The 26558-nt window shown below is 59.7% G+C and carries 15 protein-coding genes and 8 pseudogenes; 15 read left to right on the top strand and 8 right to left on the bottom strand.

Going from position 1 to position 26558, the window contains the following annotated elements; all coding sequences use genetic code 11:
- The first annotated feature begins 78 nt into the window (after nt 1–78).
- Nucleotides 79–846 carry a methyltransferase domain-containing protein gene (locus tag NKJ00_RS26145; protein ID WP_352631849.1) on the top strand — a complete coding sequence of 256 codons (768 nt, stop codon included), beginning with the start codon at nt 79–81 and terminating at the stop codon, nt 844–846.
- Between the two features lie 823 nt (nt 847–1669).
- Here NKJ00_RS26145 and NKJ00_RS26140 read toward each other — a convergent pair.
- A pseudogene (locus NKJ00_RS26140) lies at nt 1670–2223 on the bottom strand (oxidoreductase); the annotation flags it as partial.
- Nucleotides 2224–3086: 863 nt separating this feature from the next.
- Here NKJ00_RS26140 and NKJ00_RS26135 point away from each other — a divergent pair.
- Genes NKJ00_RS26135 through NKJ00_RS26125 form a run of 3 tightly spaced genes read left to right on the top strand, consistent with a single transcriptional unit; the run spans nt 3087 to nt 6500 of the window.
- Nucleotides 3087–4037, top strand: a complete 951-nt coding sequence (locus NKJ00_RS26135) for an ABC transporter permease (RefSeq protein WP_352631847.1) — start codon at nt 3087–3089, stop codon at nt 4035–4037.
- Nucleotides 4038–4045: 8 nt separating this feature from the next.
- Nucleotides 4046–4870, top strand: coding sequence for an ABC transporter permease (locus NKJ00_RS26130; protein ID WP_352631845.1), 825 nt, complete (start codon nt 4046–4048; stop codon nt 4868–4870).
- Nucleotides 4863–6500 carry an ABC transporter ATP-binding protein gene (locus tag NKJ00_RS26125; RefSeq protein WP_352631843.1) on the top strand — a complete coding sequence of 546 codons (1638 nt, stop codon included), beginning with the start codon at nt 4863–4865 and terminating at the stop codon, nt 6498–6500. Before NKJ00_RS26130 ends, NKJ00_RS26125 begins: the two co-directional genes overlap by 8 nt.
- Nucleotides 6501–7070: 570 nt before the next feature.
- On the opposite strand, the gene NKJ00_RS26120 is transcribed toward NKJ00_RS26125, so the two are convergent.
- Nucleotides 7071–7973, bottom strand: a complete 903-nt coding sequence (locus NKJ00_RS26120; protein ID WP_352631841.1) for a LysR family transcriptional regulator — start codon at nt 7971–7973, stop codon at nt 7071–7073.
- 109 nt (nt 7974–8082) lie between these two features.
- Here NKJ00_RS26120 and hglS point away from each other — a divergent pair, with 109 nt between their 5' ends.
- The 6 genes and pseudogenes from hglS to NKJ00_RS26090 form a co-directional block, all read left to right on the top strand.
- A complete protein-coding gene (gene hglS / locus NKJ00_RS26115; RefSeq protein WP_352631870.1) occupies nt 8083–9483 on the top strand; it encodes a 2-oxoadipate dioxygenase/decarboxylase HglS in 1401 nt (466 codons plus the stop codon).
- Nucleotides 9484–9492: 9 nt separating this feature from the next.
- Entirely contained in the window at nt 9493–10914 is a 1422-nt protein-coding gene (locus NKJ00_RS26110; RefSeq protein ID WP_352631839.1) for an FAD-binding oxidoreductase, read from the top strand.
- Between the two features lie 21 nt (nt 10915–10935).
- Nucleotides 10936–12468 (top strand): L-piperidine-6-carboxylate dehydrogenase, encoded by a 1533-nt coding sequence (amaB, locus tag NKJ00_RS26105; RefSeq protein ID WP_352631837.1) that lies wholly within the window; start codon nt 10936–10938, stop codon nt 12466–12468.
- Nucleotides 12469–12530: 62 nt separating this feature from the next.
- Nucleotides 12531–13151, top strand: coding sequence for an aminotransferase class I/II-fold pyridoxal phosphate-dependent enzyme (locus NKJ00_RS26100; protein ID WP_352631868.1), 621 nt, complete (start codon nt 12531–12533; stop codon nt 13149–13151).
- The gene (locus NKJ00_RS26095) at nt 13145–14428 is read left to right on the top strand and encodes an NAD(P)/FAD-dependent oxidoreductase (RefSeq protein WP_352631836.1); all 1284 of its coding nucleotides are present in this window, start codon (nt 13145–13147) and stop codon (nt 14426–14428) included. Before NKJ00_RS26100 ends, NKJ00_RS26095 begins: the two co-directional genes overlap by 7 nt.
- A gap of 257 nt (nt 14429–14685) precedes the next feature.
- Nucleotides 14686–15160, top strand: a pseudogene (locus NKJ00_RS26090) (transposase); the annotation flags it as partial.
- A gap of 39 nt (nt 15161–15199) precedes the next feature.
- On the opposite strand, the pseudogene NKJ00_RS26085 reads toward NKJ00_RS26090, so the two are convergent.
- Nucleotides 15200–16401, bottom strand: a pseudogene (locus tag NKJ00_RS26085) (IS256 family transposase).
- Nucleotides 16402–16450: 49 nt separating this feature from the next.
- On the opposite strand from NKJ00_RS26085, the pseudogene NKJ00_RS26080 reads away from it, so the two are divergent.
- Nucleotides 16451–16939: pseudogene (locus NKJ00_RS26080) on the top strand (IS630 family transposase); the annotation flags it as partial.
- Between the two features lie 417 nt (nt 16940–17356).
- Here the strand turns inward: NKJ00_RS26080 and NKJ00_RS26075 are convergent.
- Nucleotides 17357–17803: a serine hydrolase gene (locus NKJ00_RS26075; protein WP_352631834.1), complete on the bottom strand. Its 447-nt coding sequence runs from the start codon at nt 17801–17803 to the stop codon at nt 17357–17359.
- Nucleotides 17791–18567 (bottom strand): serine hydrolase domain-containing protein, encoded by a 777-nt coding sequence (locus NKJ00_RS26070; RefSeq protein ID WP_352631832.1) that lies wholly within the window; start codon nt 18565–18567, stop codon nt 17791–17793. Before NKJ00_RS26070 ends, NKJ00_RS26075 begins: the two co-directional genes overlap by 13 nt.
- A 175-nt stretch (nt 18568–18742) precedes the next feature.
- Here NKJ00_RS26070 and NKJ00_RS26065 point away from each other — a divergent pair, with 175 nt between their 5' ends.
- The gene (locus NKJ00_RS26065) at nt 18743–18847 is read left to right on the top strand and encodes an integrase core domain-containing protein (RefSeq protein WP_352631866.1); all 105 of its coding nucleotides are present in this window, start codon (nt 18743–18745) and stop codon (nt 18845–18847) included.
- A 59-nt stretch (nt 18848–18906) separates the two neighbouring features.
- Here NKJ00_RS26065 and NKJ00_RS26060 read toward each other — a convergent pair whose 3' ends face one another.
- Both NKJ00_RS26060 and NKJ00_RS26055 read right to left on the bottom strand, forming a co-directional pair.
- The gene (locus tag NKJ00_RS26060) at nt 18907–20424 is read right to left on the bottom strand and encodes a M81 family metallopeptidase (RefSeq protein ID WP_352631830.1); all 1518 of its coding nucleotides are present in this window, start codon (nt 20422–20424) and stop codon (nt 18907–18909) included.
- Nucleotides 20425–20709: 285 nt separating this feature from the next.
- Complete coding sequence (locus tag NKJ00_RS26055) at nt 20710–22260, bottom strand: ABC transporter substrate-binding protein (protein WP_352631828.1); 1551 nt, start codon at nt 22258–22260, stop codon at nt 20710–20712.
- Between the two features lie 517 nt (nt 22261–22777).
- Here NKJ00_RS26055 and NKJ00_RS26050 point away from each other — a divergent pair.
- The 3 pseudogenes from NKJ00_RS26050 to NKJ00_RS26040 all read left to right on the top strand — a co-directional run.
- Nucleotides 22778–23685: pseudogene (locus NKJ00_RS26050) on the top strand (transposase); the annotation flags it as partial.
- Between the two features lie 82 nt (nt 23686–23767).
- Nucleotides 23768–24933, top strand: a pseudogene (locus tag NKJ00_RS26045) (IS110 family RNA-guided transposase).
- A gap of 322 nt (nt 24934–25255) precedes the next feature.
- A pseudogene (locus NKJ00_RS26040) lies at nt 25256–25696 on the top strand (transposase); the annotation flags it as partial.
- A 193-nt stretch (nt 25697–25889) separates the two neighbouring features.
- Here NKJ00_RS26040 and NKJ00_RS26035 read toward each other — a convergent pair.
- A pseudogene (locus NKJ00_RS26035) lies at nt 25890–26532 on the bottom strand (IS5 family transposase); the annotation flags it as partial.
- Nucleotides 26533–26558: the final 26 nt, after the last annotated feature.

The raw sequence follows: 26558 nt of genomic DNA, 5'->3' as shown, positions 1-26558 counted from the left end.
TTGTGGCCCGCAAGGAGCAATTAAGCGATTGCCGGAGGCAGAAATTCCGCCAATGTCAGGCGTTACTGGAGATTCCATATGCAGTATCCGAAGGAGTTGACCGATGCCCTGGAACTCATCTGGGGCGAAGGCATGCTTTCGCCAGGCGGGCCGGAGAAGGTCGCAGACATGCTGGAGGGTATGGACATTTCCGACCGCCACGTGCTCGACATTGGTTCCGGCCTGGGCGGCATCGACGTGCTGCTGGCTATGAAGCACGGAGCGGCAGCAGTCATCGGCATCGATGTCGAGCCGCAGCTGATTAAATCGGCTAGCAACCTAGCGGCAAGGAAGGGCCTCACCGGGCGCGTCTCCTTCCAACTGGTCACACCGGGGAGGCTCCCGTTTGTGGATACCACCTTCGACCTCGTCTTCTCCAAGGACGCGATGCTGCACATTGGAAACAAACTGGCGCTCTACTCGGAGGTCCTACGCGTGCTGAAGCCCGGTGGGTGGTTCATTGCAGCGGATTGGTTCTGGTCCGAAGGGGCGGCCGAGAGTAGAATCGTTAAGGCATGGCTCTGCGAATCGCAATCGAATTTCGCCTTCACGCCGCCCGCGGCTGCCCTCCAGGCGCTCATCGATGCCGGATTTGCTGAACCGACTGTCACTGATCTCCGCCATGAACTGCAGAAGGCCACCCGCGAGGAGGTGTCGCTACTCAAGGGTCCGGTACGTCAGAAGCTTGTGGCGATCCTCGGCACAGAAATCGCCGACAGCCGTCTCGCCAGCACCGAGAGCCGTCAGGCAGCGCTCGATTCCGGCGACTTAATCCCTTGCTATCTCAGGGGTCGCCGCCCGAGCTAGCCTGCGAGAAGCGTTGGGTGCGATCGGCTATGACGTGCGAGCGGAATCTTCCCCCTTTCGAGAGGGCGCTGCCTCGGATCTCTGCTTTGAGAGAATTCATGAGCGTGCCAGTGATGAAATGAGTCACCAGGTGCCCTTGTGGCTCCACGAAAACGTTCCGATTGGGAGAACACCGATGATCACACATCAGACCGAACGTTTAATCCTCCCCCAATACAACGTGGACGCGAGGCAGAGTTGTTAAAACTGCACAACGATCCGCTTGTGCAAAAGGCAATCTTCAACGATGTGCCCCAGACCATTGGGCACGTGCACGAATGCCTCGATCGATACTCGGCCCAGTGGCGGAAGAACAGCTTTGGCGTCTGGCTTGTGTACGAAAAGTGCAATGCTGGACCATGTTTATCGGTCGCTGCGGTCTACAGGACTACGACGACAGTACTAATCCCGAATTTGCTTATTCATTTTTTGAACGTGCGGCCGGACGAGGTTTGGGTCCGCAGGCTGCACGCTTCGCCACGGGAGGATTATTTTTCACAACCTCATCACTAGGCCGTCCTATTCACGAGCAGCTTTGCTCCCTTGTCGCTGATCGTTCGGTCATGAAGGTATTGGGCGTCTTTATACCACAGTTGAAAATGGACTTTGGAACGCGCTGTAGGTCGGCTGATGCGGGTTCATTGGGGATTAGATGCCCCGGTGCTCAAAGCGCTGCGGGCTGCAGCGTGATGGCGATCGCTCGGAACGGACTTGCCCTCGGGACAGGCGGCGGCGAAGGCCAGACGGCTGCGCGAGACGGTTTCGGTAACGCGGGCGAGCTTGCTGCCAGATGCGGGTCGGCCATCTGGCCCCGGACGATAGAGATTCAGGTCTGTAGCTTTCTCGCCGAGCACGGTTTCAGCGTTTTCAGGCGACCTGATATGGCTTTGGGGCCATCACAAGGGCCGCCTTGACCATGCATTTTGAGTGTCGCTGAAGATCCGGCGCCAAGCTTCTCTGGGTAAAGAGACGGCATTATCTTGTGAAATTGAGGTAGCGGCTGCCGCAGGTCCAGTAGTCGATCGGCCCTTGCTCATCATGCAGCCGAATGATCTCCGCAAGGTCCTGACGGCTGAGCGCAACTGTTTGGTCGGGCCCGTCGCGGCCGAGAGTCCAACGATAGAATCTCGGCCGCATGTTTCGCGGAACGCGTCAGGATCTCGCGGGAGATCCGCGTGCGGTTTTCCCGCGAGCCTCCTGATTGGTCGTCCCGTTGGTTTGTCCAGGGTGTCCAGAACTGATCGACCAGTCCGGGACAGGCAGCCCAAACTTCGACCCATCGAAACCGGCTTCCTGGCAGGGGCGCGCAGCCTGAACAAAACCGTGGATGGTCTCCCAATCTGATCTTCGGACATAGTGCTGCGCTTCCTCAACAATCACGGCCAGCCCTGCTGTGCCATCTTCTGCGTGGCTGACCGGAGAGGCTCCGAATGCTGCGCGGTCACAAGATGGGTGAAACAGCGAGAGATCCACTAACGCCACCGAGACCCAATAGCCCGAGATCGTGTGTGAGAGCTTCTTCCCCAATGTAGTTAATTTGAGAACCGAGCGCCTGGCTTACAATTAGATTCCAACCCTGAACCAAACCGGCGCATCAACATAACCTGAGCTTATGCAGACATCAGAATAATTACGGTTTACCTGCACGGTTATACCATTCAGACTTATAGCAGATTAGAAAAAGTGGTGCCGAGCCAAGGGTGGGGCCGCCTACTCGAGCAAGAGACGCTCGGGCAGTGATGCTGTAGGAGGTCGTCACGCGGCAGCGTTAGACGTTTCATAGGAACGATAGAAATGGGTTTTCTCAGTCAGCGCGTCGTGAAAGGTAAGCCGTCCCGATGCGAGTTTTTAGGTCGGGCCGCGGTGCTTGGCGACGGTTACTATTCACACGACGACAAATGGCCCTTCGCGGCTATTTTTTTGGCAGCTGTCTGACCCAAAACATGACCTTCCCTCGAGTACAAGTCTTAAGCGGCATGGAACGAGTCTCACTCCTCAACGAGAAGTTCGACCAGATGCCGGTCCAGGCACGCGGCGAACTCGATGCCGACAGAGCGCAAGAAGCTTTAGGCGGGGTGATCATACCGATTGTTCAACGACTTCATCGACGCCACAGGTTGGCGGCTGGGTCGCGAATGGCAACCAGGAACTTATGGGCGGCTCCGCGCTGTCCATGGCTCAATGCCTGAGGCCCTACGAGCATGATTCCCAAACTTATCGCCCAGCGCGTTGCGCTAGGCATACTGCTATTGCTGGCCGTTTCGGTGCTGATCTTCGTCGGTACCAATCTCCTGCCGGGCGACGTCGCGCAGTCCATTCTCGGCCAAGCGGCAACGCCGCTGGCGCTCGATAATCTCAGAAAAGAAATGGGCCTCTACGACCCTGCCTACGTCAGGTATTTCCACTGGCTCTTCGGAATTCTGCAGGGTGACCTGGGCACGGCGCTGACGACCAAGCTCGCTATCGCCACCTCAATCAAGGAGCGGCTTTGGAACACCTTATTTCTGGCCTTCTGGGCGGCGATCGTGGCAGTTCCCTTGGCAGTCGTCCTTGGCCTGCTCGGCGTCCGCTATCACAATGGTCCAATCGACAAGGCTATTTCGGGCGTTGCCCTCGCCTTGACGTCGCTACCGGAATTTTTCATCGGCTATCTCCTCGTCTATTTCTTTGCCGTCAAGTTCCAGATATTCCCAGGCATTTCGATGATCTATGACGGCATGCCCTTCCTCGACAGGATGAAGGCGATAGCGTTGCCCTGCACCGCGCTGACCCTGGGCATCCTCGCACATATGATGCGGATGACGCGGGCGGCGATCCTCAACGTAATGCAGTCGGCTTATATCGAGACTGCGGAACTGAAGGGCCTGACGGCGTTCGAGATCATCCGCAATCATGCTTTCCCCAATGCCATTGCCCCGATCATCAATGTCGTGATCCTCAACCTCGCCTATCTCGTGGTCGGCGTCGTCGTCGTCGAGGTGATCTTCGTCTATCCCGGCATGGGCCAATATCTGGTCGATCACGTCGCCAAACGCGACGTGCCCGTCGTCCAGGCCGTCGGCCTGATCTTCGCCGCCGTCTATATCTTCCTCAATGTCGTGGCCGACGTGGCGTCCATTCTCCCTAATCCGCGCCTCAGGCATCCGAGGTAAGGAGCGCCATGTTAAGACGTATTCCCATCGGCGCCCTGATCGGCCTTGTTATCACCGCCCTTTTCTTCCTCGCGGCGATCTTTGCACAGTGGATCGCCCCCTACAGCCTCGGCGACATCGCTGGTGGACTCTGGGAGCCGATATCGGCGAAATTTCTCTTCGGCACCGACAATCTTGGCCGCGACCTGCTCTCGCGCATGATCTATGGCGCCCAGACGACGATCCTGATCGCGGTTCTGGCGACACTGCTTTCCTTCTCGATGGGCGCAATCCTCGGCTTCACTGCTGCGGTGGTCGGCGGCTGGTTCGATATGTTGATGTCCCGTTTCGTCGACCTGCTGATGGCGATCCCGACGCTGATCTTCGGTCTCGTGGTGCTCACGGTCCTGCCTTCGACGATTGTCACGCTGATCCTCGTCATGGGTGTGCTCGACTCCACCCGCGTCTTCCGACTGTCACGCGCGATCGCATCGGACTTAAACGTCATGGATTTCGTCGAGGCCGCCAAACTGCGCGGCGAAGGCAAGTGGTGGGTGATCTTCGCCGAGATCTTGCCCAATGCGCTGTCGCCGCTGGTCTCGGAACTCGGGCTGCGTTTCATCTATGCGATTCTATTCCTCTCCGCTCTCTCCTTCCTCGGCCTCGGCGTGCAGCCGCCGGCAGCGGACTGGGGCGGCATGGTCAAGGAGAACAAGGATGGTATTATCTTCGGCATCCCCGCGGCGCTGATCCCGGCTGCGGCGATTGCCGCGCTCGCCATCTCCGTCAATCTGGTCGCCGACTGGATCCTGAATCGCACCACCGATCTCAAGGGAGGGCGCGGCAATGGCTGATGTGCTGCTCGACATCCGCAATCTTCGCATTGAGGCGACCACCTATCCGCCCGGCGAAAAGCCGATGACGATCACCATCGTCGATGGCGTGTCGCTGACGCTGGAAAAAGGCAAGGTGCTGGGCCTGATCGGCGAATCCGGCGCGGGCAAATCCACCGTCGGCCTCTCGCCGATGGGGTATGGCCGCGGCGGCGTGCGCATCACCGGCGGCGAGGTTATCCTCAACGGCCGCGATATCCTCAAGCAGGGTAAGAACGGCATCCGCAAACTGCGCGGCCATGAAGTATGCTATGTCGCGCAATCCGCGGCGGCGGCCTTCAATCCCGCCCAGCGGCTGATGGACCAGGTGGTGGAAAGCTCGCTCAAGCACGGTTTAGCCAACCGCGCCGAGGCCGAACGCCGGGCGGTGGCGCTGTTCCGCAAGCTCAGCCTTCCCGACCCGGAAAATATCGGCAAGCGCTATCCGCATCAAGTCTCCGGCGGACAATTGCAACGCGTGATGACGGCCATGGCGCTCTGCCCCGAGCCGGATCTGATCATCTTCGACGAACCGACCACGGCGCTCGACGTGACGACGCAGATCGACGTGCTTGCCGCGATCAAGCAAGCAATCCACGCTACCGGCGTCGCGGCGCTCTACATCACTCATGACCTTGCGGTCGTAGCGCAGGTGGCCGACGAGATCATGGTGCTGCGCCATGGCAAGATGGTCGAGACGGGCACCGCCCATCGGATCATCAAGGAGCCGAAGCAAGTCTATACCCAGGCGTTGGTCTCCGTCCACCATATCGAGCACGAAGAGAAGCAGCCGACGCCGAAACCGATCCTATCGGTGAAGAACGTCACGGCCGCCTATGGCCGGGGCGTAATCAAGGTGCTGAAGAACGTCTCGGTCGATATCCATCCCGGCCAAACGCTGGCTGTGGTCGGTGAATCCGGCTCCGGAAAATCGACGCTGGCGCGGGCGATCACCGGCTTGTTGCCGCCGCAGCAGGGTGAGATCACCTTCGAGGGCCGCAAGCTTTCCAACCGACTCGGCGGCCGTACCAAGGAAGACCTCCGCCAGCTTCAGATGATCTACCAGATGGCCGATGTGGCGATGAACCCGCGCCATACCGTCGGCAAGATCATCGGCCGGCCGCTGACCTTCTATTTCGGCCTCAAGGGCGCCGAGCGCGACCGACGGGTCAAGGAGCTGCTCGAGGAAATCGAGATGGGCAAGGGCTTCATCGACCGCTATCCGGCCGAACTGTCGGGAGGCCAGAAGCAGCGCGTCTGCATCGCCCGTGCGCTGGCGGCCAAGCCCAAGCTCATCATCTGCGATGAGGTAACTTCGGCCCTCGACCCGTTGGTGGCGAACGGCATCCTGAAGCTGTTGCTCAATCTCCAGCAGATCGAGCAGGTGGCTTACCTCTTCATCACCCACGATCTCGCGACTGTGAGGTCGATCGCCGATTCCATCGCCGTCATGTATCGCGGCGAGGTCGTGCGCTATGGGGCGAAGAGCCAGGTGCTGACGCCGCCGTTCGACGACTATACCGATCTCCTGCTGTCGTCCGTGCCGGAGATGGAGCTCGGATGGCTGGAGAAGGCGACCGCCGGGCGGAAGATGGCGAGTGCGGGGAATTAGCGATGTGGGTCTTCGCGGTACAGTTCAATGAGGTTCCCCTGCGCCGGTGCCTCCCTCCACCCGCGCAAGCTTGCCCGGCCTTCGAGGCGGCCTTTTCATTCGAATTCGCGGCGCCAAAATTGCCGTTCCGAGAGACGCAATGACGCAATGGCAAGCCGGTCGCGCCTGAGAACACAGTGGGCGAATACGCAACGGCCGGCTGTCACGCCATCGCCGACTTCAGCCGCAACTCGAAATCCCAAGCCATCCACTGTGGCCCGCGGGTTCCTGCCATGAGAGGCTTCGTGCACCCCACGGCATCCTTAACCCTTCAGCATGTCGGTCATAGAGCGCAAACCTTGCCGTGCCCGGAAGCGGACATCGCGGGTGACCATGAGCGGAGGTCGCGGTCGCCATAAGCGGTCGTTCGACCTGCTAGTTTTGCGGGCAGTCCTGGCCTCATCGGAGGGGTACTCGAGTGCTCTTGACTATCGCTTCAGCTGGTTGGCCTGCTAGCCTCGATTAGAGCTGAGCTCATTCGATGGCAGCGAACTTGCTACCGGGAAGATGAACGGTAGGGTTCCAGCAACCTCAAGCCTGGCCTCCAACCTGACTTATAAGCCAAGAGACGAACCGCTGGCTTGTGGCGGAAGGCGCACTCACCTCCGGCAGCACGGCATAATAGCAATTTTCCGTTTCCATCGGCAGGTCCAGAACGACCTGAAGTTCGCTGGACTTCAATTCCTGCTCGATCAGGTAACGTGGAAGCAGCGCATAACCGATGCCGGCAACCGCCGCTTCGATGATCATTGAGAATTGATCGAAGCGGTGCCCCCTGTAGGCTGTCTCGCCGGGCAGCCCGGCCCACTCCAGCCATTGCGCCCAGAGCCTCGGACGTGTTGCCAGATGCAATAAGGGCTCGTTGAGAAGATCGGCCGGCGCCGGTTTGGGTCCCGACGCCAGCAGCGCACCGCCGGCCACCGGCAGGATCGACTCACTGCAGAGATAGGTGCACGTGGCGTGCGCCCACACCGGCTGTCCGTAGTGGATGGCGAGTTCGAAATTCTCTTCCTCGAAGTCGAACGGCGCCGAGCGCGAGCCGACATTGAGGATCACGCCCGGGTGCTGGCGCAGGAAATCAGGCAATCGCGGACTGAGCCAGCGGCTGCCGAATGTCGGCAAGGTGGCGATGCTCAGGCTCGATTTGGCGTCGGCGGACGACATTGCGCGCAGCATCGTTTCCTCGGCTTGCTGCAGCAACTTTCGCGCCTCCGGCAGGAAGCGCCGCCCATCCTCGGAAAGCACCACGCGCTGCCGGATGCGTTCGAACAGCAGCGCGCCGAGATAACCTTCCAGATCCTTGACCTGACGGCTGACGGCGCTCTGGGTCAGGTTGAGCTCCCTGCCGGCGCGCGTGAAGCTCGCGTGTCTTGCCGCGCATTCGAATGCCTGGATTGGAACCAGGTTCGGCATCAACTTTCTGCTCAATATCATCCTTATCTCGCATCAACCTAGTGGAAATCATCGCGATCCATGCCGTCGGAAATCCGATATCATTCTTTTCCGGAATGATCTCATGTTTTCTCAAAAGCGAGACCGCACCGTGCAAAATGCTGCTTTCGTTGCATCCGATGACATTCGTTCTGCCTTTTCGGCGGCGATGTCAGCCATGTACCGGACCGAGGTTCCCGCCTACGGCACGCTGATGGAACTGGTCGCCGAGGTGAATGCCGAAGTGCTGGATGCCACGCCAGTGCTGCGCCAGCGGCTCGAGGCGACAGATTCGCTCGACCGCATCTCGGAAGAGCGGCACGGCGCGATCCGCCTTGGAACGCCGGCCGAACTCTCGATGATGCGGCGCGTGTTCGCGGTGATGGGTATGCATCCGGTCGGTTACTATGACCTCAGCACGGCCGGCGTGCCTGTCCATGCGACGGCGTTTCGTCCGGTTGGTGCCGAAGCGCTCAGCCGCAATCCTTTTCGCGTCTTCACCTCGTTGCTCAGAATCGACCTGATCGGCGACGAGGCTCTGCGGATGGAGGCGGAGGCCATTCTTGCCGCTCGTCGGATTTTCACAGACAGCGCCGTCCAACTCACCGAAAGGGCCGAGAGCCAGGGCGGGCTAGATCAAGCCGATGCGGATCGGTTTGTCGCCGAAATCCTCGAGACCTTCCGCTGGCACGATCAGGCCTGCGTCAGCATGGAGATGTACCACAGGCTGCACCAGCAGCATCGGCTGGTCGCGGACGTGGTCTCCTTCAAGGGTCCGCACATCAACCACCTGACGCCGCGCACGCTCGACATCGACGCGGTGCAGACGGGCATGCCGTCGCGCGGCATCGAGCCCAAGGCGATCATCGAGGGTCCACCCACTCGCCAGTGCCCGATCCTGCTCAGGCAGACATCGTTCAAGGCACTGGACGAACCGGTCTCGTTCAAGTCAGGCAGCGGCGGCTGGACGGCTGGCTCGCACACGGCGCGTTTCGGCGAGATGGAGCAGCGCGGCGTGGCGCTGACTCCCAAGGGCAGGGCGCTCTACGACAGCCTGCTGGACGCCACGCGCAAAATCATCAGGCCGGCGGCCGACGGGTCAAATGCCGCTGATTACGTCGAGGCGTTGTCACGGACATTCCAGTCGTTTCCCGACACATGGGACGGTATCCGCACTGCGGGCCTTGGCTATTTCACCTATTCGCTGACCGAGCGAGGGCGTCAGGTCGGCAGCGTCCATGCGGAAGGTGTCGATCGGCTGGTGGCGGATGGCTTCGTCCGTTTCGACCCGATCGTCTACGAAGATTTCTTGCCCGTCAGCGCTGCCGGCATTTTCCAGTCCAATCTGGGCGACGAGGCGGGCCAGGATTTCGTCGCCAGTCCCAACCAGAAGCGCTTCGAGGCCGCCCTCGGCGCCAGCGTCCTCGATGAATTCGAGCACTATGCGACGATCGAGCAGGCGTCGATCGATGACTGCCGACGCGCTCTGCACGGCGTTCAGGCAGCGGAATAGACAGTCGGCATGATCGGCAAGCGGCACAAGACAGCTTTGGTCGAAATCCTCGGCACGGACGGGGTCGTCCAGGATTCCGCCAGCCTGGCCGCCTATGAGAATGGCGCGCGCTATGACCGGGGTAGCGCCGCATTGGTGCTGCGCCCTCGCGGCACGGCGGAGGTATCCGCTTGCGTCGCCTACTGCGTTCGCGAGCATATCGCGCTCATCCCGCAGTCCGGCAACACCGGCCTGGTCTCCGGCTCGACGCCGGATACCAGTGGAGCGCAGGTCGTGCTCAGCCTTGACCGGATAACACCGATTTTCGATCTCGATATCGACAACCGCTCGATCCACGTCGACGCTGGAACCAGACTGTCGGACATCAACGGACGGCTCGTGCCCGGCGGCCTCTTCTTCCCGATCGACCTCAGCGCCGATCCGCGGGTGGGCGGCATGCTGGCAACCAACGCCGGCGGCTCGCGGTTTCTGAAATATGGCGACGTGCGCCGCAATACGCTGGGTGTGAAGGTCGTCCTGGCAGACGAGGCTGGCACCGTGGTCGATCTGCTGTCGGGGCTGCGCAAGAACAATACGGGCGTCGACTGGAAGCAGCTTTTCGTCGGAACATCCGGCGCGTTCGGCATTATCACCGAATGCGTGCTCAACCTGGAGCGTCTGCCGAGGCAGGTTTCGACAGCCTATCTGGTGCCGCGAACCGGCACTGCCGTCATGCGCCTGCTGCGGGCGATGGAAGAGCGTCTCGGATCGTACCTGTCGGCTTTCGAAGGCATGTCGGGGAATGCGATCGCTGCAGCGCTTGCCTATGTTCCGTCGCTGCGCAATCCATTCCAGAATGGTGACATTCCCAACTATGTCATTCTGGCCGAGGTTTCCCGCAGTTGGCTTGCGCGTGATGACGAGCAGCCGCTCGATGCCGTCCTGGAAACGGTGCTGGCCGAGGTCTGGGAAGCGGAGGACGCGCCCCTCGCCAACGCCTTTGTCGGTCCAGCCCATGAGATGTGGGCGCTGCGTCACGCCCTGTCGGAAGGCGTCAAACATGCTGGCCGGCTGGTCGCTTTCGATCTGTCGTTCCGCAGGGCCGACGTTCTGGTGTTCTGCGACTGGATGAAGCTCGAACTGCCCAGCCATTTTGCCGATGTCGCAATCTTCGACTTCGGCCATATCGGCGACGGCGGCGTGCATTTCAATCTGGTCGTCGACGAGGCGCGGGCTGGTCCAGTCGATATCGCCTTCGAACGGCGATTGCGCGATTGGGTCTATTCGATCGCCGTCGATCGTTTCGGCGGCAGCTTCAGCGCCGAGCACGGCGTCGGCCGCAAGAACCAAGCCTACTACGATCTCTATACGCAGAAAAAGCACAAGGACCTTGCCGCTGGCCTGAAGCGACTGACGTCGCCAGGGCGCCTTGGTTCGGTGTGTTTCGGATAAATGAAAACAGGAGTTTTCCGGATGAACATTGCAGTCAAATCCATCGATGTAGCCAAGGAAACGACCGAACTTCTGACGAAACTGGGTGTCGCCAAGGGCGCGCTTGTCGGCGGCGATCTCATCGTGCGCAGTTCGGTGACGGGCGAGCAGATCGCAGCGCTGAAGACGATCTCCCCAGCCGATGCGGCAGAGACCATCGACAGGGCGCATAAAGCCTTCCAGACATGGCGGCTGGTGCCGGCACCGAAGCGCGGCGAACTGGTGCGGCTGCTTGGCGAGGAATTGCGTACCCACAAGGCCGAGCTTGGCCGGCTGGTGTCGATCGAGGTCGGCAAGATCCCGTCCGAAGGGCTCGGCGAAGTGCAGGAGATGATCGATATCTGCGATTTCGCCGTCGGCCTCTCCCGCCAGCTCTACGGCCTGACCATCGCCACCGAGCGCCCCGGCCATCGCATGATGGAGACCTGGCATCCGCTCGGCGTCGTCGGCGTCATTTCGGCCTTCAACTTCCCGGTTGCGGTGTGGTCGTGGAACGCCGCACTGGCGCTGGTCTGCGGCGACGCCGTGGTGTGGAAGCCGTCGGAAAAGACGCCGCTGACGGCACTCGCCTGCGAAGCGATCTTCAAGCGTGCGGCAGGACGTTTCGGCGACGCACCGGAGGGATTGGCGCCGGTGCTGATCGGCGACCGCGCCGTTGGCGAGATTCTTGTCGATCATCCCAAAGTGCCGCTGGTTTCGGCTACCGGCTCGACCCGCATGGGCCGCGACGTCGGCCCGCGGCTGGCGAAGCGCTTCGCGCGCGCGGTGCTGGAACTCGGTGGCAATAATGCCGGCATCGTCTGCCCGACAGCCGATCTCGATATGGCTTTGCGCGCCATCGCTTTCGGCGCCATGGGCACGGCCGGCCAGCGTTGCACGACGCTGCGGCGTCTGTTCGTCCACAACAGCGTCTATGATGCCTTGGTGCCGCGCCTCAAGAAGGCCTATCAGAGCGTCTCGGTCGGCAATCCGCTGGAGACGTCGTCACTGGTCGGGCCGCTGATCGACAAGGCAGCCTTCGACGCCATGCAGAAGGCGTTGAAGGAAGCCGCTGCCCATGGCGGCAAGGTGACCGGCGGTACGCGCGTCGAGAACGGCCACCCGGATGCCTATTATGTGCATCCGGCCCTGGTCGAGATGCAAAGCCAAGTTTCGCCGGTGACGGAAGAGACCTTCGCGCCGATCCTCTATGTGATGAAATATTCGGATTTCGACGCGGTGCTCGATGAGCACAATGGGGTGGGCGCCGGTCTGTCCTCATCGATCTTCACCCGCGACCTGCAGGAATCCGAGCGCTTCCTCGGTGTCGACGGTTCGGACTGCGGCATTGCCAACGTCAACATCGGCACGTCGGGCGCCGAAATCGGCGGTGCCTTCGGCGGCGAAAAGGAAACCGGCGGCGGCCGCGAGAGCGGCTCCGACGCCTGGAAGGCCTATATGAGGCGGGCCACCAACACGGTGAACTATTCCAAGGCGCTGCCGCTCGCCCAGGGCGTGTCCTTCGACATCGACTGAGGATCGGGCCATGACCGTCAGCACAAGTATCGAAGAGGCCGGCTCGTGCCGGCGTCGCGCATATTGGCGATCGGGGTTTCGCAGATTCTGAAGATTGGCGTCCGCGCGCAAGCGATGAAGCGCGACGGAGCGCCGGTGATCATGCTGGGGGCGGGCGAGCCGGATTTCGACACGCCCGACACCGAGAAACAGGCAGCCTGGAAAGCCATCCGACGCGGCGACACCGAATACCCCGCGCTGGACGGCACGCCGGAACTGAGGCGATCCGCGAAAAGTTCAGGCTGGAGAACGGCCTCGACTATGCCGCCGACGAGATCACCGTCGCGACCGGGGCCAAGCAGGTTCTGTGCAACGCCATGATGGCGACCTTGAATGCCGGCGACGAGGTTATCATTCCGACGCCGGCATGGACGTCCTATTCGGATATCGTCACTATCGCCGAAGGCAAGCCTGTCTGTGTCCCGTGCAGCGCGCAAGCCGGTTTCAAGCTGACGGCGAACCAGCTCGAGGCAGCGATCACGCCGAGGACGGTATGGCTGATCCTCAACTCCCCCTCAAACCCGTCCGGTGCTGCCTATTGCTTTCGTATTTCCTATGCGACATTTGAAAGAGAGTTGAAGGAAGCGATCCTGCGCATCGCCGCGTCCTGTGCGCGGCTCGGGAGCGACAGCGACCGATGCTGAATGATCCCCGCTCTCATGGTCTATGGCAAGCGACCGCGCCCCAGCCGCCGGCAACAGCCTCATTGGACGGAGAAGTATTCGCCGATGTGGTTGTCGTCGGCGGCGGTTACACGGGCATGTCTTGCGCCCTTCATCTCGCCGAGGCAGGCCGCCGGGTGGTCTTGCTGGAGAGCCGCGAGATCGGCTTTGGCGGCGCGGGCCGCAATGTCGGGCTGATCAATGCCGGCTTGTGGCTGATGCCTGACGACATGATCGCCACGCTCGGCCCTGTCCATGGCGAACGCTTGCTGCGGTTGCTCGGCGACGGCCCGGCACTGGTCATGGATATCATCGACAGGCATCGCATCGACTGCGAACTGGAAAGAAACGGTACGCTTCACTGCGCCGTCGGCCCAGCAGGGCTGAAGGAGATCAAGGAGCGCGAGGCGCAGTGGCAAAGGCGCGGCGCGCCGGTGCGTGTCCTCGATGCCGAGCAAACGAAAGCAAGGCTGGGCACGCCGGCCTATTCTGGCGCCTTGCTCGACGAGCGCGCCGGCACGCTGCAGCCGCTCGCCTATGCGCGCGGCCTTGCCCTGGCCTGTCTCCGAGCCGGCGTGACGATACACACGTCCAGTCCCGTCGTCGCCGCCGACCGGAAAGCTGATGGCTGGACTGTCCGCACCGCCGGCGGCGCAGTAGATGCCGAGTGGGTCGTGGTCGCCACGGACGCGTATGGCACGGGGCCGTGGCGAAGCACGCGTGCAGAGCAGGTGCATCTGCCATACTTCAATCTGGCAACGCAGCCGCTCGGCGCCGATTTGTTGCGAACCATCTTGCCCGGGCATGAGGGGGCTTGGGACACCAGGACTGTCCTGTCCTCCTTCAGACTGGACAGGTCGGGACGGCTCGTCTTCGGCAGTGTTGGTGCGTTGCGCAACACCGGGACGGCCATCCACAAGGCCTGGGCCCGGCGGGCACTGGCGAGGCTCTACCCGCGGCTTCGCGACATTGCCTTCGACCACGAGTGGTACGGACAGATCGGCATGACGACGGATGCGCTGCCGCGCTTCCATAAATTTGGCAGGAACGTTGTCGGCTTCTGCGGCTACAATGGTCGCGGCATCTCGCCAGGCACGGTGTTCGGCCGTGAGCTCGCCCTGCTGATCCTTGGAGAACAAAGTGAGGCGCAGCTGCCGTTGCCGTCATCGGACCTGGTCGAAATTCCCTTTATCCGCGCCCGGGAAGCCTGGTATGAAATAGGCGCCCAGATCGCGCATCTGTCCTTGGCGCGTTTGTAAGCACCCCCCGCTCCCAAAGCGACTGCTGTTCTTAGAGTCCGTGCCGAAACTCATTGGCGATCAGGATCGGTAATCGCTGGCCCGCGACGAACATGTCATCCTGCGCATCGCGCGCACCAAGGCCGCAACTCAATCAACCGGCACATCGCCGGGAACCCCGACCACTAGAGCAGTTCAGATTTTGACTGAATCTGCGGGATTCCCGTGAGAGTGGTTTTGTGATTCAAGATGCTGGCTGGATCGGAGGCCAGCATCAGATGACGGCTCCCCTTTCGAACGATCTACGTGAGCGTGTTGTTGGCGCGATCGAGGCTGGCGAGAGCTGCCGCTCGGTGGCGGCTCGTTTTGGCGTGGCGGTTTCGTCGGCGGTGAAGTGGTCGCAGCGCTATCGGGCGAATGGGTCTGTGGCATCGGGTAAGATGGGCGGCCACCGCAAGCGTGTTCTGGAGCCGCACCGGGCGTTCATCGTGGAACGGATCAACCAGACGTCGCATCTGTCGCTGCATGGGCTGAAGGACGAACTTGCGGCGCGCGGTGTGAAGGTCTCGCACGACACGGTATGGCATTTCCTGCGGCGCGAAGGATTGCGGTTCAAAAAAAACGCTATTCGCCCTTGAGCAAGCTCGCGCCGATGTTGCCCGCCGACGACAACGCTGGCGTTCCTGGCAGGCGGGTCTCGATCCGGAACGGCTGGTGTTCATCGACGAAACCTGGATCAAGACCAACATGGCACGGGACTGTCAGGAATTTTGTGCATGAGGCCGGTTCTCATCATTGGCTGACGAACCTTTCGCCGAAGACGACGGCGAACTGTGTCCTTGCCTCGAACCACTCGCGCGGGGCGCGTTTCCATTCCTCGGCGGCGTGGTTCAGCACCAGATATAACAGCTTCATTGCGGCATCGTCATCGGGAAAGTGGCCACGCGTTCGCACGGCGCGCCGCAGCTTTGAGTTCAGCGCCTCGATGGCATTGGTGGTGTAGACGATGCGCCGCACGCTTTCGGGGAATGCGAAGAATGGCACGACGTGCTGCCAGTTGCGCCGCCAGCTCTGGGCGATTGCCGGATAACGTTGGCCCCAGTAGCCGGCGTCGAAGGCATCGAGCGCTGCCAGGCCGGCCTCTGCGTCCTTGGCCCGATAGATCGCCCGCAGCGCCGGCACCACAAGCTTGCGGTCCTTCCATGACACGAACTCCAGCGAGTGGCGGATCAGATGCACGATGCAGGTCTGCACGACCGTCTGCGGGAAAACGGCGTTGATCGCTTCTGGAAAACCCTTCAAGCCATCGACGACGGCGATAAGGATATCGGCGATACCTCGGTTCTTCAGTTCGTTCATGACGCGCAGCCAGAATTTAGCGCCCTCCGTCTGCTCGATCCAGATACCCAATATCTCCTTGCCGCCGTCGGGCAGGATGCCGAGCGCGATGTAGATCGCCTTGTTGCGGACGAACCCTTCGTCGCGGATCTTGACCCGGATAGCGTCGAAGAAGACCAGGGGAAAGCAGGCATCCAACGGTCTGTTCTGCCATTCCGCGACCTCCTCCAGCACGGCATCGGTGACCGCCGAGATCAGGTCCGGCGAAACGTCGATGCCGTACAGTTCCTCCAGGTGGCCGCGGATCTCGCGCACGCTCATGCCGCGCGCATACATCGACACGATCTTGGCGTCGAAATCGGGAAAGCGACGCTGATACTTTGCAATCAGCTTCGGGTCGAAGGAGCCGGCCCGGTCACGCGGGATCGAAAGTTCGAGCTTTGATGTGCCCGTCAGAACCGTCTTCTTCGAATGCCCATTGCGCCGGTTCGCCGAGCCTTCGCCCTGCTCCTCTTCAAGATGATCGTCCAACTCGGCGTTCAGTATCCGCTCCGAAAGCGCCTTCTTCAGATCATCAAGCAAGCCGTCTTGGAAAACAGCTCCTGCGGATCGCGCCCGGCAAGCAAACGGTCCAAAAGTTCCTTCTCAATAGCCATGCGATGATTCTCCTTTCCATCCTCATGGCCTCATGCACAAAATTCCTGACAGTCCCACATGGCACCGCTGCGCGGCTGGGGACCATGCGGCAAACGCCTGCGCGGCTTTGCTCCGCACGGCCACTGGCGCACGCTGACCTTCCTCGGCGCCCTGCGGCTCGACCGTCTTGCTGCCCCTTGCGTCTTCGATGGACCGATCAACGGCGAGAGCTTCCGGGCCTATGTCGAGCAGCAGCTCGTGCCAGTGCTCCAGCCCGGCGACATCGTCGTCATGGATAATCTTGGCTCCCACAAGTCGGCCGCCATCCGGCAGATGATCCGCGCCGCAGGCGCCAGGCTTTGGTATCTGCCGCCATACTCGCCCGACCTCAACCCAATCGAGCAAGCCTTCGCCAAGATCAAACACTGGATGCGAGCCGCCCAGAAGCGAACCATCGACGACACCTGGCGACACATCGGCGACCTCGTATCAACCATCGAACCCAATGAATGCAGAAACTACTCCGCAAACGCTGGATACGCTTCTGTCAAAATCTGAAACGCTCTAGGTCTGCGCCTATTTCCACTGTCATGACCACCGCTGACGCGTCACGCCATCTAGACCGCGTCGGTCGCAGTGTGGCCGCCTATGTGTTGGTCGTCTTGGTCGACATAGGCGGAACTATCTACCCCGCCCGACTATGTCGACTATGTCGGGTAGCTATTAGAGTTCTGCCTCCGATTCCCAAGGGTGTATCTGATAGCCATGTAGAGATAGTTTGGCCCATTCAGCAAATCAGCTTGGAAAAGGGGGTGACGCGTTACATTTCCGTACGCGCGATATCGTCGAGACATCGGGTCAGACCTGGCGCCAGAAAATCGTCCGTACGCTCAGCTAAAACAGAGAAACAGGACGGCTGCGCCGTTCCCCAGGCTTCTGCACGCGCAGGCTACCCGCGCAGCATGCGCCCTAGAGCTAACATTTGTGCTTGGTGATTACGTCGCCGGCATCGGACAACGCGTGTGGATGCGACGCAAAGCGCGCAATTACCATTTCCGCCTCCGGCGCGATATAAAGCCGCTGCCCGTGGATGCCCCGGGCATCGACGGCACCCAGCTCGTTGTGCGTTACCCACCACTGGCTCCTGTAAGAATAGCCATCAGCAAGCATGGCCGAATGGTGGCCGTTCTGAACGTCGTCAACTACCGACGCTGGAATGATCTGGTCACCACTCCACGCACCCTCGCACCGCATCAGCTCCCCGAAGCGCGCGAGGCCACGCAGGGTCGTGCTCAATCCGCCACCCGCCATTGGCATGCCGGCGCGATCGACGATAACATAGGCGTCGTCTTCGCAGCCAAGAGGTTGCCAGAGGCGCTCCTGTAACAGCTTCGCAAACGAGTGGCCTGTCACCCGCGCCATAACCCACGCCAACACTTCCGTGTTAATGTTAGGTAATCAAAGGGTCCACCATGAGGACCGTTCTTGTGAACGGTTGGCAGGTAGTCGCAGACCGTCCGCGGCCCCATGTAACCGGCTGACTGGGGGCGAAAGCCACAGGCCCGCGCATATTCCCACAGGTCTGAGTTCTCGTCGGCGTACACTTCAGTGTGGGCCAGACCGGTCTGCATGTCCATGACCTGACGCAGCGTCGCGTCTCCCCAACCCGACCCATGCAGCTCCGGCAGGTAGTACGGGATCAGCTTGCTATCATCGAGAACACCTTCATGCACGAAAGCCGCTGTGAGGGTGCCCGCATAAGACTTCGTCACTGAGTGACAGGCGTGCGGCCGATGCCGCTCAAGCGCACCCAGGTAGCGCTCGTAAACGATGCAGCCACGATGCAGTACCAGGATGCCATCGGTGTATGTCTCGAACAGCGCCTCTTCGAAGCCGCGAGAATGGCCGTTTGCGTCCGTAAACGCTAACGCGTCGATCTCGCTCGTTCTGTCAAAGTGCTCCAGAATCGAAGGCGCGCCAGCCCCGCGCCACACATTCACTGTAGCGGTGAGCTCGCGCATATGTGACAGCGACCACCGGATTTGCGGGAAGTTGCGGAAGGAGTCGCTTTCGAATGTAATTTGCTTATCGGCGCGTGGCGGCGCACCCTGCATCCAGCCGAGAACGCCGGGATCAGACGCGTGGCCGTCGAGATAGCGCACTCCATCAAATTCAAGCGTGCCCATATAACCCCTTTCTGTGACCAAGGTACGATCGATAAACGCATGTGCAATGCGAGCGTTGAATGGACCGCTCAGAATGAATTACCGATCGGCAGCGCAAGCCGAGGCTAAATATGAGCGGCAAGCCAGGTAATCCAATGGTTTAGTCGTTCCCCAAAGACCGTGTCTGCGTTGATCGCTGCCTTGTTTATGGCGCTCACCCAGCTACCGCCACGCAAGGCAGATCATCGAAGACTGGAGAAGCGACTATAACAACCATCGCCCCCATATGAGCCTTGACTGATTAGTTAGCACCTAATGAGTTCGTAAGCCGATCCAAAAAGAACCAAACCATGGTCAGAGCTAACTTTTAACGAAATAATCAGAGTGCAGGTCAAATGGGGTGCCGAGATCAATGGGATATATAGGTCGGCGGGCTCTACGCCAGTTGTAGAAAGCCATATTGCCTGTAGAGAGGCCTGGGGCATCAGTAGTCACAATAGCCTTTGCTCTGGACTCAAAAAATGCTCTAAAATGAACGGACGATTTGATGCAAATGATTTGATATTGGGTGATATCCGCGCCTGCTATCAAGAAAGGACGATCGTCATAAGTTTGATCAAATAAATTCTCCGTAACGATAATTTCTACATTTCCGACGCGCAAACGAGCTGTTTTCCCATAACACACCGACATTTGTGCGTACATAGGAGTTACATATGTGGCATTCCCATCTGACAGTGCGCAGACTTTTGCGTTGTGCAGCTCAATAGGAGTGCCGTGAAGTTCGTCGGTCTTAGCGCCGAGCAAACCAGAAACTTCTCCCCCAACACCCACCTTGTGAGCAAGAAAGGCAATTTCAGGGTCGTAAATGTATCCGAAGATTGCCTTGGGGAGATCTCGAGCCAAAATCTCGTGCAAAAGATGCGTTCCATCCCCAGGTGCCCCGCCACCGGGATTATCAGACGTTTCATTGATGACGATATACCCGACACCCGGTTTTTGTAGCTCGGCGAGAGCCAGATCTACAGCCGCGTCCGGCATTGGGAACTCATCCGCTTTCATCTGATCCCGTTTGTCCCAGATGTACTTGGCGATCTCGGAGGCGGCCCCCTCTGCGCCATTTTCTGCTATAACCACGACAGACGCTCCAACACACGGCACATCCGCAGGAGCGAAACCCTGGAAAAAGGTTGCATCAATTAGGCCGTGCTTATCAACGTAATCGGCGATATACTCTGTCACAGATTTCATGGGTTCAACCGAGGTCTGGCCCATTTTGAAGACTAGCAGAGGGAGTTGAACAAGCGCTGTTTTGGGGATCACCTCGCCACGCAACACGCCAATCAAGGTTTTCATGGCCAAGTAGCCAGCGTCCGCCATATCAACGTGGGGGTATTGTTTGCAGCCGAAAAGTCCATTCGACAATTCAACCATTTCCGGTGTGATATTCCCATGGAGATCAAGCGCAACGGTAATTGGCATATTCGGCCCGACTACCTTCCGCAGTTTTTCTAAGGTATAGGCCTCCAAATCATCCGTGTTCTCCGCACACCCCGCGCCGTGGAGCATCATACATATTCCTGTATATTCGCTCCTTCGTTCTTCGGCGATGTGAATAAGTTCGCCTACAACATATTCAACGGCTTCTTTCGTGAGTATCGGACCCGCAACATCATGTACGGCAACACTTGGAATCAATTCTACAGCACATTCTTCCGCGGCTCTGATCATTCCCCCCAGATAGTCAGGCGTATTCCGAAATTGGGTAAAAATGTCCTCTCCCACCAGCAATCCATTCGGCGCCCAGCGGTCGAGATCTGCGGTCCCGGGGGCAAAGGTGTTGGTTTCATAACCAATCCTACCGAACAAAATTTTCATACTTTCCTCACGTTTGGGGGCGCGCTGCGGTGGCCCTGACGGTCCGGCTTCGAGCTGTATCGTGCGTTGCTCGTAACGTTATGCAGAAAAAGCTTGCGCGAGATGCCAAGCCACGGAAATCGCGGATGCTGGATCGAGCATTGTCCAACACGCTCCCGACATGTGACTGGGACGTGTCGCCTGTATATTTCTGCAGACGTGAGTCTTTTTGATTTCTCAAACAGCTAGCTGAGACGGCGTGATGCACGCAAAATTTGTGTGCATCACGCATCGCCACAATCAATTTCAAGCTTCGAACCAGCACCTTGCAAAGTTTTTCGCTTCGCCATGGAAGTGATCGCCCACGAAGCCCTGGACTTTCTTCGCGAGGCCGTTGATGGACGCTGCAAACATCACGGTGATGTGGCCTGCGTCTTCCTGCACCATTTTCGCGGCATCATGGTAGATCTGCTTGCGCTTTTCGACGTCGAGTTCCGACCTGGCCTGGACAAGGAGTTTATCGAACTCCGGCCGGTGCCAGTAGCTATCATTCCACGGCGAGACACTCGCGAAGGGCTGCGTAAACGCCTGATCTTCCGTGGCAAGGCTTCCGAAGTAGGAAACGCAAAACGGCTTTTTCATCCAGACATCGCTCCAATAGCCGTCACCCGGCACACGTTTCGGATTGATGGTGATGCCGGCCTTGGCTGCAGTTTGCTGAAAGATTTCTGCAGCGTTGACCGCCCCTGGAAATATCGTCTCTGACGCGATGAGCTCGATCGGGCCGCTATGACCGGACTTCTTGTAGTAGAAGCTCGCTTTGTCGGGATCGTATTCGTGCTGCGGCAACGGTGAATAGAGGGGATAAATTGAGTTGATAGGATTGTCGTTCCCGATCGAGCCGTAACCTGACTGCGTAGTTTTCAGGATAAGCTTGCGGTCAACTGCGTATTTGAGCGCAAGCCTGAGATCAGGATTATCGAAAGGTGCTTGGTCGGTCCGCATGAGGAAATAGTAGAACGTGGTCGTGTCGGCTACGTCGATCTTGACGGACGGTGCACTCTTCATGCGCTCGACAAGTTTCGGTGTGATTTTCGAGGCGAACTGTGTCGTCCCACCCAAAAGTGCCGATAGCCTTGCAGAGTCGTCATTGATGACCACAATTTCGAGTTCATCGAAATACGGCTGCTCGGGCCTGAAATAGTGTGGATTTCGTTCAAAACTGTAGCGAATGCCTGGTTGCGCAGCGGTAAGGATAAAAGGCCCCGTTCCGATCGCCTTGTTTGGATCCTCTCCTTCGCACTGGGCGATAATGTTCGTCACCAGGTACGGGAAGTTCACGTCCGGCGCGGACAAGACCACCGACAATTGATGAGGTCCGTCCGAAGTAATGTCCTGAATACCCTTCATCAGTGGGGCCAAACTAGACTTTGAAGCAGGATCGCGGTGACGGTTCATGGAATATATCACGTCACTGGCAGTGAACTTTTTCCCGTTGTGAAATGTTACGTCCTTTCGCAGCGTAAAATTCCAACGTTTTGCGCCGTCGCTAGGCTCCCAGCTCTCGGCCAGTTCGCTCCCTAGCTTTCCATCCGCTGTACGTTCCAGCAACCGATTGCCAAACTGATAAGACGCAAACACCCCCGCAGATGCAATGATGTTGGTGGGATCAAGGGTGTCGGTTGATGATCCATTGTCGACTCCGACGACAAATTTGCCGCCTCTGACCGGCGTTTGGGCTCTTGCCATTGAAGGAGCGTGGGAGAGAACCAACCCGGCTCCTAACCCCGCGGCTGAGGTCGAAAGCAGTTTGCGGCGATTTATCAAAAACTCGGGCGTTTTGCTGTCGTTTGCCACTGTATTCCCCTTTTTGATGTGGTGTTGACCTGCCGCGACCTCACGTCCTGCCAAAAGGACGTCCGCCGAGCGCCTCTTGCTCAACTAGGCGGCTCTACCCGTGCACCGCCACAGCTTTGTGCTTTTCCTGCTTTTCTGATATAAACATGATTGGTAAAAACCGGCAGGTAAACCGCAATTAATCTGATGTCCGCATAAGTGACATTTATGCTATGCGTCGTCTCTACTGAGCTCGCTGCCATCAGGCTGATTCCTTTATCTTGGGTAGTGGCAGCCCCTTTCAAGCTCTGAAGGGAATATATCGCCAATCGCACAGGACACCTTGTCCGATGTTTCTCCACCTCGTCTTCCTGGGAAGCGGTCGGACTAGTCTTAGTCTAGGCTAGTTCCGTCCACAAACGGGCAAATATTTGATTTTATTGATTGAATCGTAGCTTTGCGCGAGCAAGGCCCGGCGGTTTCAGGTATCTTGGATCATGCTACTGAGTCCAAAACCTGTCACCGCCGGAGCCCGACAATGCGCCAAGAACGCACCGTCCAAGCCAGCATATTCGATGTTTTCGCCACGCACGAGATCGGCCACGAGTTGAAGGCGATGTCGCAATGGCTGGACGAACATCGCGATCTGCTCGGCTTGGTGGCTCGCGATTTGGTTCGGGTCGGCGTCAAGGCCACCGGGCGGCGGGGCTTGCCGGGCGAAGCGGTGTTGCGCTGCGCGATCCTCAAGCAGTACCGGCAACTGAGCTACCAGGAACTGGCGTTCCACCTCGAGGACTCCGCCTCGTTTCGCGCCTTTGCCCGCCTGCCGTGGTCATGGAGCCCCCAGAAGTCTGTACTACAAAAGACCATTAGCGCGATCCGGCCCGAGACTTGGGAACAGATCAATCGGACACTGCTGTCGGGCGCTCGGGAGGCGAAGCTCGAAGACGGCACGGTCGTGCGGCTGGACAGCACCGCGACCTCGGCACTCATGCACGAGCCGAGCGACAGCAGCCTGCTTTGGGATGCGGTGCGGGTCATGGTGCGCCTGCTGAAGCGGGCCTATACCTTGGCCGGCGGCGCCGGCTCATCATGGCGCGATCATTGCCGCGCAGCCAAGAAGCGCGCCCGCAAGATCCAGTTCACGCGCGGTCGACCCAATCGGGTCCAACTCTACCGCGAGCTGATCGCAATCACCCGCACGACCTTGGCCTATCTGACGCAGGCGACCGAGCGATTGGCCGCAGTGAGCACTCCGCTCATCGCACTGTGGCAGGCCAGGTCCGTCACTATCGGCCGTTGGTCGAACGCATCATCAGACAGAGCGAGCGGCGGGTATTGGCCGGCGAGCCGGTGCCGGCCAGCGAGAAGCTGGTCAGCCTGTTCGAGCCGCATGCCGATATCATCGTCAAAGGCAGCCGCGACACCGAGTACGGCCACAAGATCCTATGAGGAGGGTGGATAGCGACCTGCGCTGTGGCAAAGGTGAGGTTGCTAAACCCTAGACATCCTACCTTGGAGGCCGAGCATGCCCGTTGCAGCACACCGACCCGATGCGTTGACTGCCATCCGCACTGATCTTGGCGCAATTTTCGTCTCGTTGGAACTCAGCCGCTCGAAATGGCTGATCACCTCGCTGTCGCCGGGCGCTGGCGAGAAGATGTCGAAACACGCAGTGGCGGCCGGCGACGTGGCCGGCATGCTGGCGCGGTTTGCCGAGCTCAACCGGAAGGCCGAGGCGCGGACCGGGAAATGCTTTCCGATCATAGTCGTCCAAGAGGCTGGGCTCGACGGCTTTTGGATCCACAGGGTGCTGCAGGCCGAAGGAATCGAAAGCCACGTCGTCGATCCGGCCTCGATTGCCACCTCACGCCGGCGGCGTCAGGCAAAGACCGACACAAAATCGACGGCGAGGCGCTGGTGCGCGCGCTGCTTGCCTATAAGAGGGACGAGCCGAGCGTCTGCGCCATGCTGCGGGTGCCCACCCCCGAGGAGGAGGACCGCCGGCGCCTCTCGCGTGAGCGCAAGGCCTTGACGAACGAGCGGACCCGCCATGTCAACCGCATCAAAGGCCTGCTGTTTGCACAGGGTGTCTCCGGCTACGAGCCGTTGCGGCGCGATCGGCGCAGGTGCCTTGAGGCGCTGAAGACCGGCGACGGGCGTCCGCTGCCGGACCATCTGAAGCAGCAGATTGATCGCGAACTCGAACGGCTGGAGCTGCTGATGGAACAGATCAAGGCGGTCGAGGCCGAGCGCGACGCCATGCTTGCGACCGAGCAGAGTGCCTCGCCAGCCCCGGCCATGCTGCTCGACCTGAAGGGCATCGGGCAGGAGTTTGCCGCCGTGCTGTGGACGGAGGGCCTGTCGCGGCACTACGACAACCGACGACAGCTGGCCGCCTACGCCGGCCTGGCGGCGACCCCCTGGCAAAGCGGCTCCGTCTCACACGACCAGGGCGTTTCGAAATCCTGCAATCCAAGGCTACGAACTACGCTGATCCAGCTCGCGTGGCTATGGCTGCGCCATCAATCGCAATCGGCGCTCTCCTTGTGGTTCAAGGAGCGGGTGAAGCAGAACGGCGGGCGCCTCAAGAAGGCGACGATTGTGGCGCTCGCCCGCAAGCTACTCGTCGCGCTGTGGAAATACGTCAACGCCGGCGTCGTCATCGAGGGGGCGGTCATGAAGAGCGCCTGATGCCGCTTGCCGCTCACCCATGGAATGTGAACTAAGCACTTCTTCCAGGGCCTGATCAGTCCTGGCGGATCCAGGTGGACGAACCGAAGGTTGGGATGGCCTGAAATGCCCCGCCACAAGAATGGTCCCGTCCTCCTGAGCCCGTACCCGCCGCAAGCGGGATGTTGGTGCCGCTGTTTCGAGCAGCGACCGTATATAAGTTGGATGGGCTCGGATAAACGGGCCGCGTCATGCCATCGGGCTCAGACCATGGATTCCGCAACACATCGAGAAGGTGAAGAAATGTTGCCCTGACACACCCGTTCCGTCTTTACTTTCCTCATATAAGCTCAACCTGACCACAGGCAGGAGCGGCATGATCCTCGATCTGGTGATCGAAGCCGGCAATCCGGCCGACAGCGACCGCTTGCTGCCGATGCTGGAGCGCCACATCGCCTTCTATGGGCAAGTGCCGCGGCAAGCGGCGGCCGATGGCGGCTTCGCCACGCGCAACAACCTAGCCACGGCGAAGGCGTGGGGCGTCTCCGACATGGCCTTCCACAAGAAAGCCGGCCTCCGGATCGAGGACATGGTCAGAAGCAAGTGGGTCTATCGCAAGCTACGCAACTTCCGTGCCGGCATCGAAGCTGGCATCTCTTGCCTCAAACGCGCTTACGGCTTGGCACGCTGCACCCGGCGCGGACTTGACCACTTCAAGACCTACGTCTGGTCCTCGGTCGTGGCTTACAACCTCGTCCTCTTCACTCGCCTCCAACCAACCTGATCCCAACTCGGCATTGCTGCTGTCTCAGCCGGCAAACGCCGTCCGCGGTGGCCTGTGCTTGATCGTGCCGATGACACCATCCTGTCGACAATTAGTGCTCTTGATCCTGGCCTTGCCGTCAAAGGCGCCTTTCAGGTCCAGCACAAGATCTTGTAAACGCTGTGAAATACGCACGTTTATGGACGGAAACTAGCTAGGGTGCAGACTCATAATGGCGCAACCAGATACGAACAGAAGCGAGTTTGACTGCGGCGAGGAAGTTTAGCGGGTTTCGGTCGTATCGTGGGCTATGCCTCTGAACTGTTTGAGCTTGTTGAAGTACCGCTCGACGAGATTACGCTGCCTGTAGACCCATTTGCTGAAGGCGAAGCTGCCGGTTCTGGTCTTTCTGGGCGGGATGTTGGCCCATGCCCCTCGTTCGGCGGCCAAAGCACGAATGGCGTCGCTGTCGTAGGCGCGGTCAGCAAGCAGGATCGCATTGGGCTTGAGCGTTTCCAGCATGGCAGCGGCAGGCTTGCCGTCATGGGCCTGTCCTGCGGTCAGGACGAGATCGATTGGCCGGCCTTCGGCATCGACAAGCGCATGGATTTTCGTGGTGAGCCCGCCACGGGATGCAACCATCGTCGGCGCCCCCTTTTTGCCGTGGCCGCATGCTGGTGAACACGGACACAAGAGCTGTCGATCATGATGATCTCGCCGTCGAAGGCCTTGGAAACCGCCGCGAGCAACCGATCCCAGACACCGGCTTTGCGCCAGCGCACGAATCGGTTGTAACATGTGGTGTAGGGGCTATAACGATCAGGAACGTCGGCCCAGGGCGATCCGGTTCGGAACCGTATAAATGCACGATCCTAACCCTTAA

This window comes from Mesorhizobium sp. M0227 (assembly GCF_040321855.1).
In the GTDB taxonomy this organism is placed as follows: Bacteria; Pseudomonadota; Alphaproteobacteria; order Rhizobiales; family Rhizobiaceae; genus Mesorhizobium.
The sequence above is the reverse complement of the archived record's forward strand: the minus strand, read 5'-3'. Positions and strand labels throughout refer to the sequence as shown.

Bases quoted from the DNA above. Each gene is read 5' to 3' on its own strand.
- NKJ00_RS26075 (WP_352631834.1), bottom strand. From the start codon at position 17,803: ATGGCGCGGGTGACAGGCCACTCGTTTGCGAAGCTGTTACAGGAGCGC.
- NKJ00_RS26095 (WP_352631836.1), top strand. From the start codon at position 13,145: ATGCTGAATGATCCCCGCTCTCATGGTCTATGGCAAGCGACCGCGCCC.
- amaB (WP_352631837.1), top strand. From the start codon at position 10,936: ATGAACATTGCAGTCAAATCCATCGATGTAGCCAAGGAAACGACCGAA.
- NKJ00_RS26135 (WP_352631847.1), top strand. From the start codon at position 3,087: ATGATTCCCAAACTTATCGCCCAGCGCGTTGCGCTAGGCATACTGCTA.
- NKJ00_RS26120 (WP_352631841.1), bottom strand. From the start codon at position 7,973: ATGATATTGAGCAGAAAGTTGATGCCGAACCTGGTTCCAATCCAGGCA.
- NKJ00_RS26145 (WP_352631849.1), top strand. From the start codon at position 79: ATGCAGTATCCGAAGGAGTTGACCGATGCCCTGGAACTCATCTGGGGC.
- NKJ00_RS26070 (WP_352631832.1), bottom strand. From the start codon at position 18,567: ATGGGCACGCTTGAATTTGATGGAGTGCGCTATCTCGACGGCCACGCG.
- NKJ00_RS26130 (WP_352631845.1), top strand. From the start codon at position 4,046: ATGTTAAGACGTATTCCCATCGGCGCCCTGATCGGCCTTGTTATCACC.
- NKJ00_RS26110 (WP_352631839.1), top strand. From the start codon at position 9,493: ATGATCGGCAAGCGGCACAAGACAGCTTTGGTCGAAATCCTCGGCACG.
- NKJ00_RS26125 (WP_352631843.1), top strand. From the start codon at position 4,863: ATGGCTGATGTGCTGCTCGACATCCGCAATCTTCGCATTGAGGCGACC.
- NKJ00_RS26060 (WP_352631830.1), bottom strand. From the start codon at position 20,424: ATGAAAATTTTGTTCGGTAGGATTGGTTATGAAACCAACACCTTTGCC.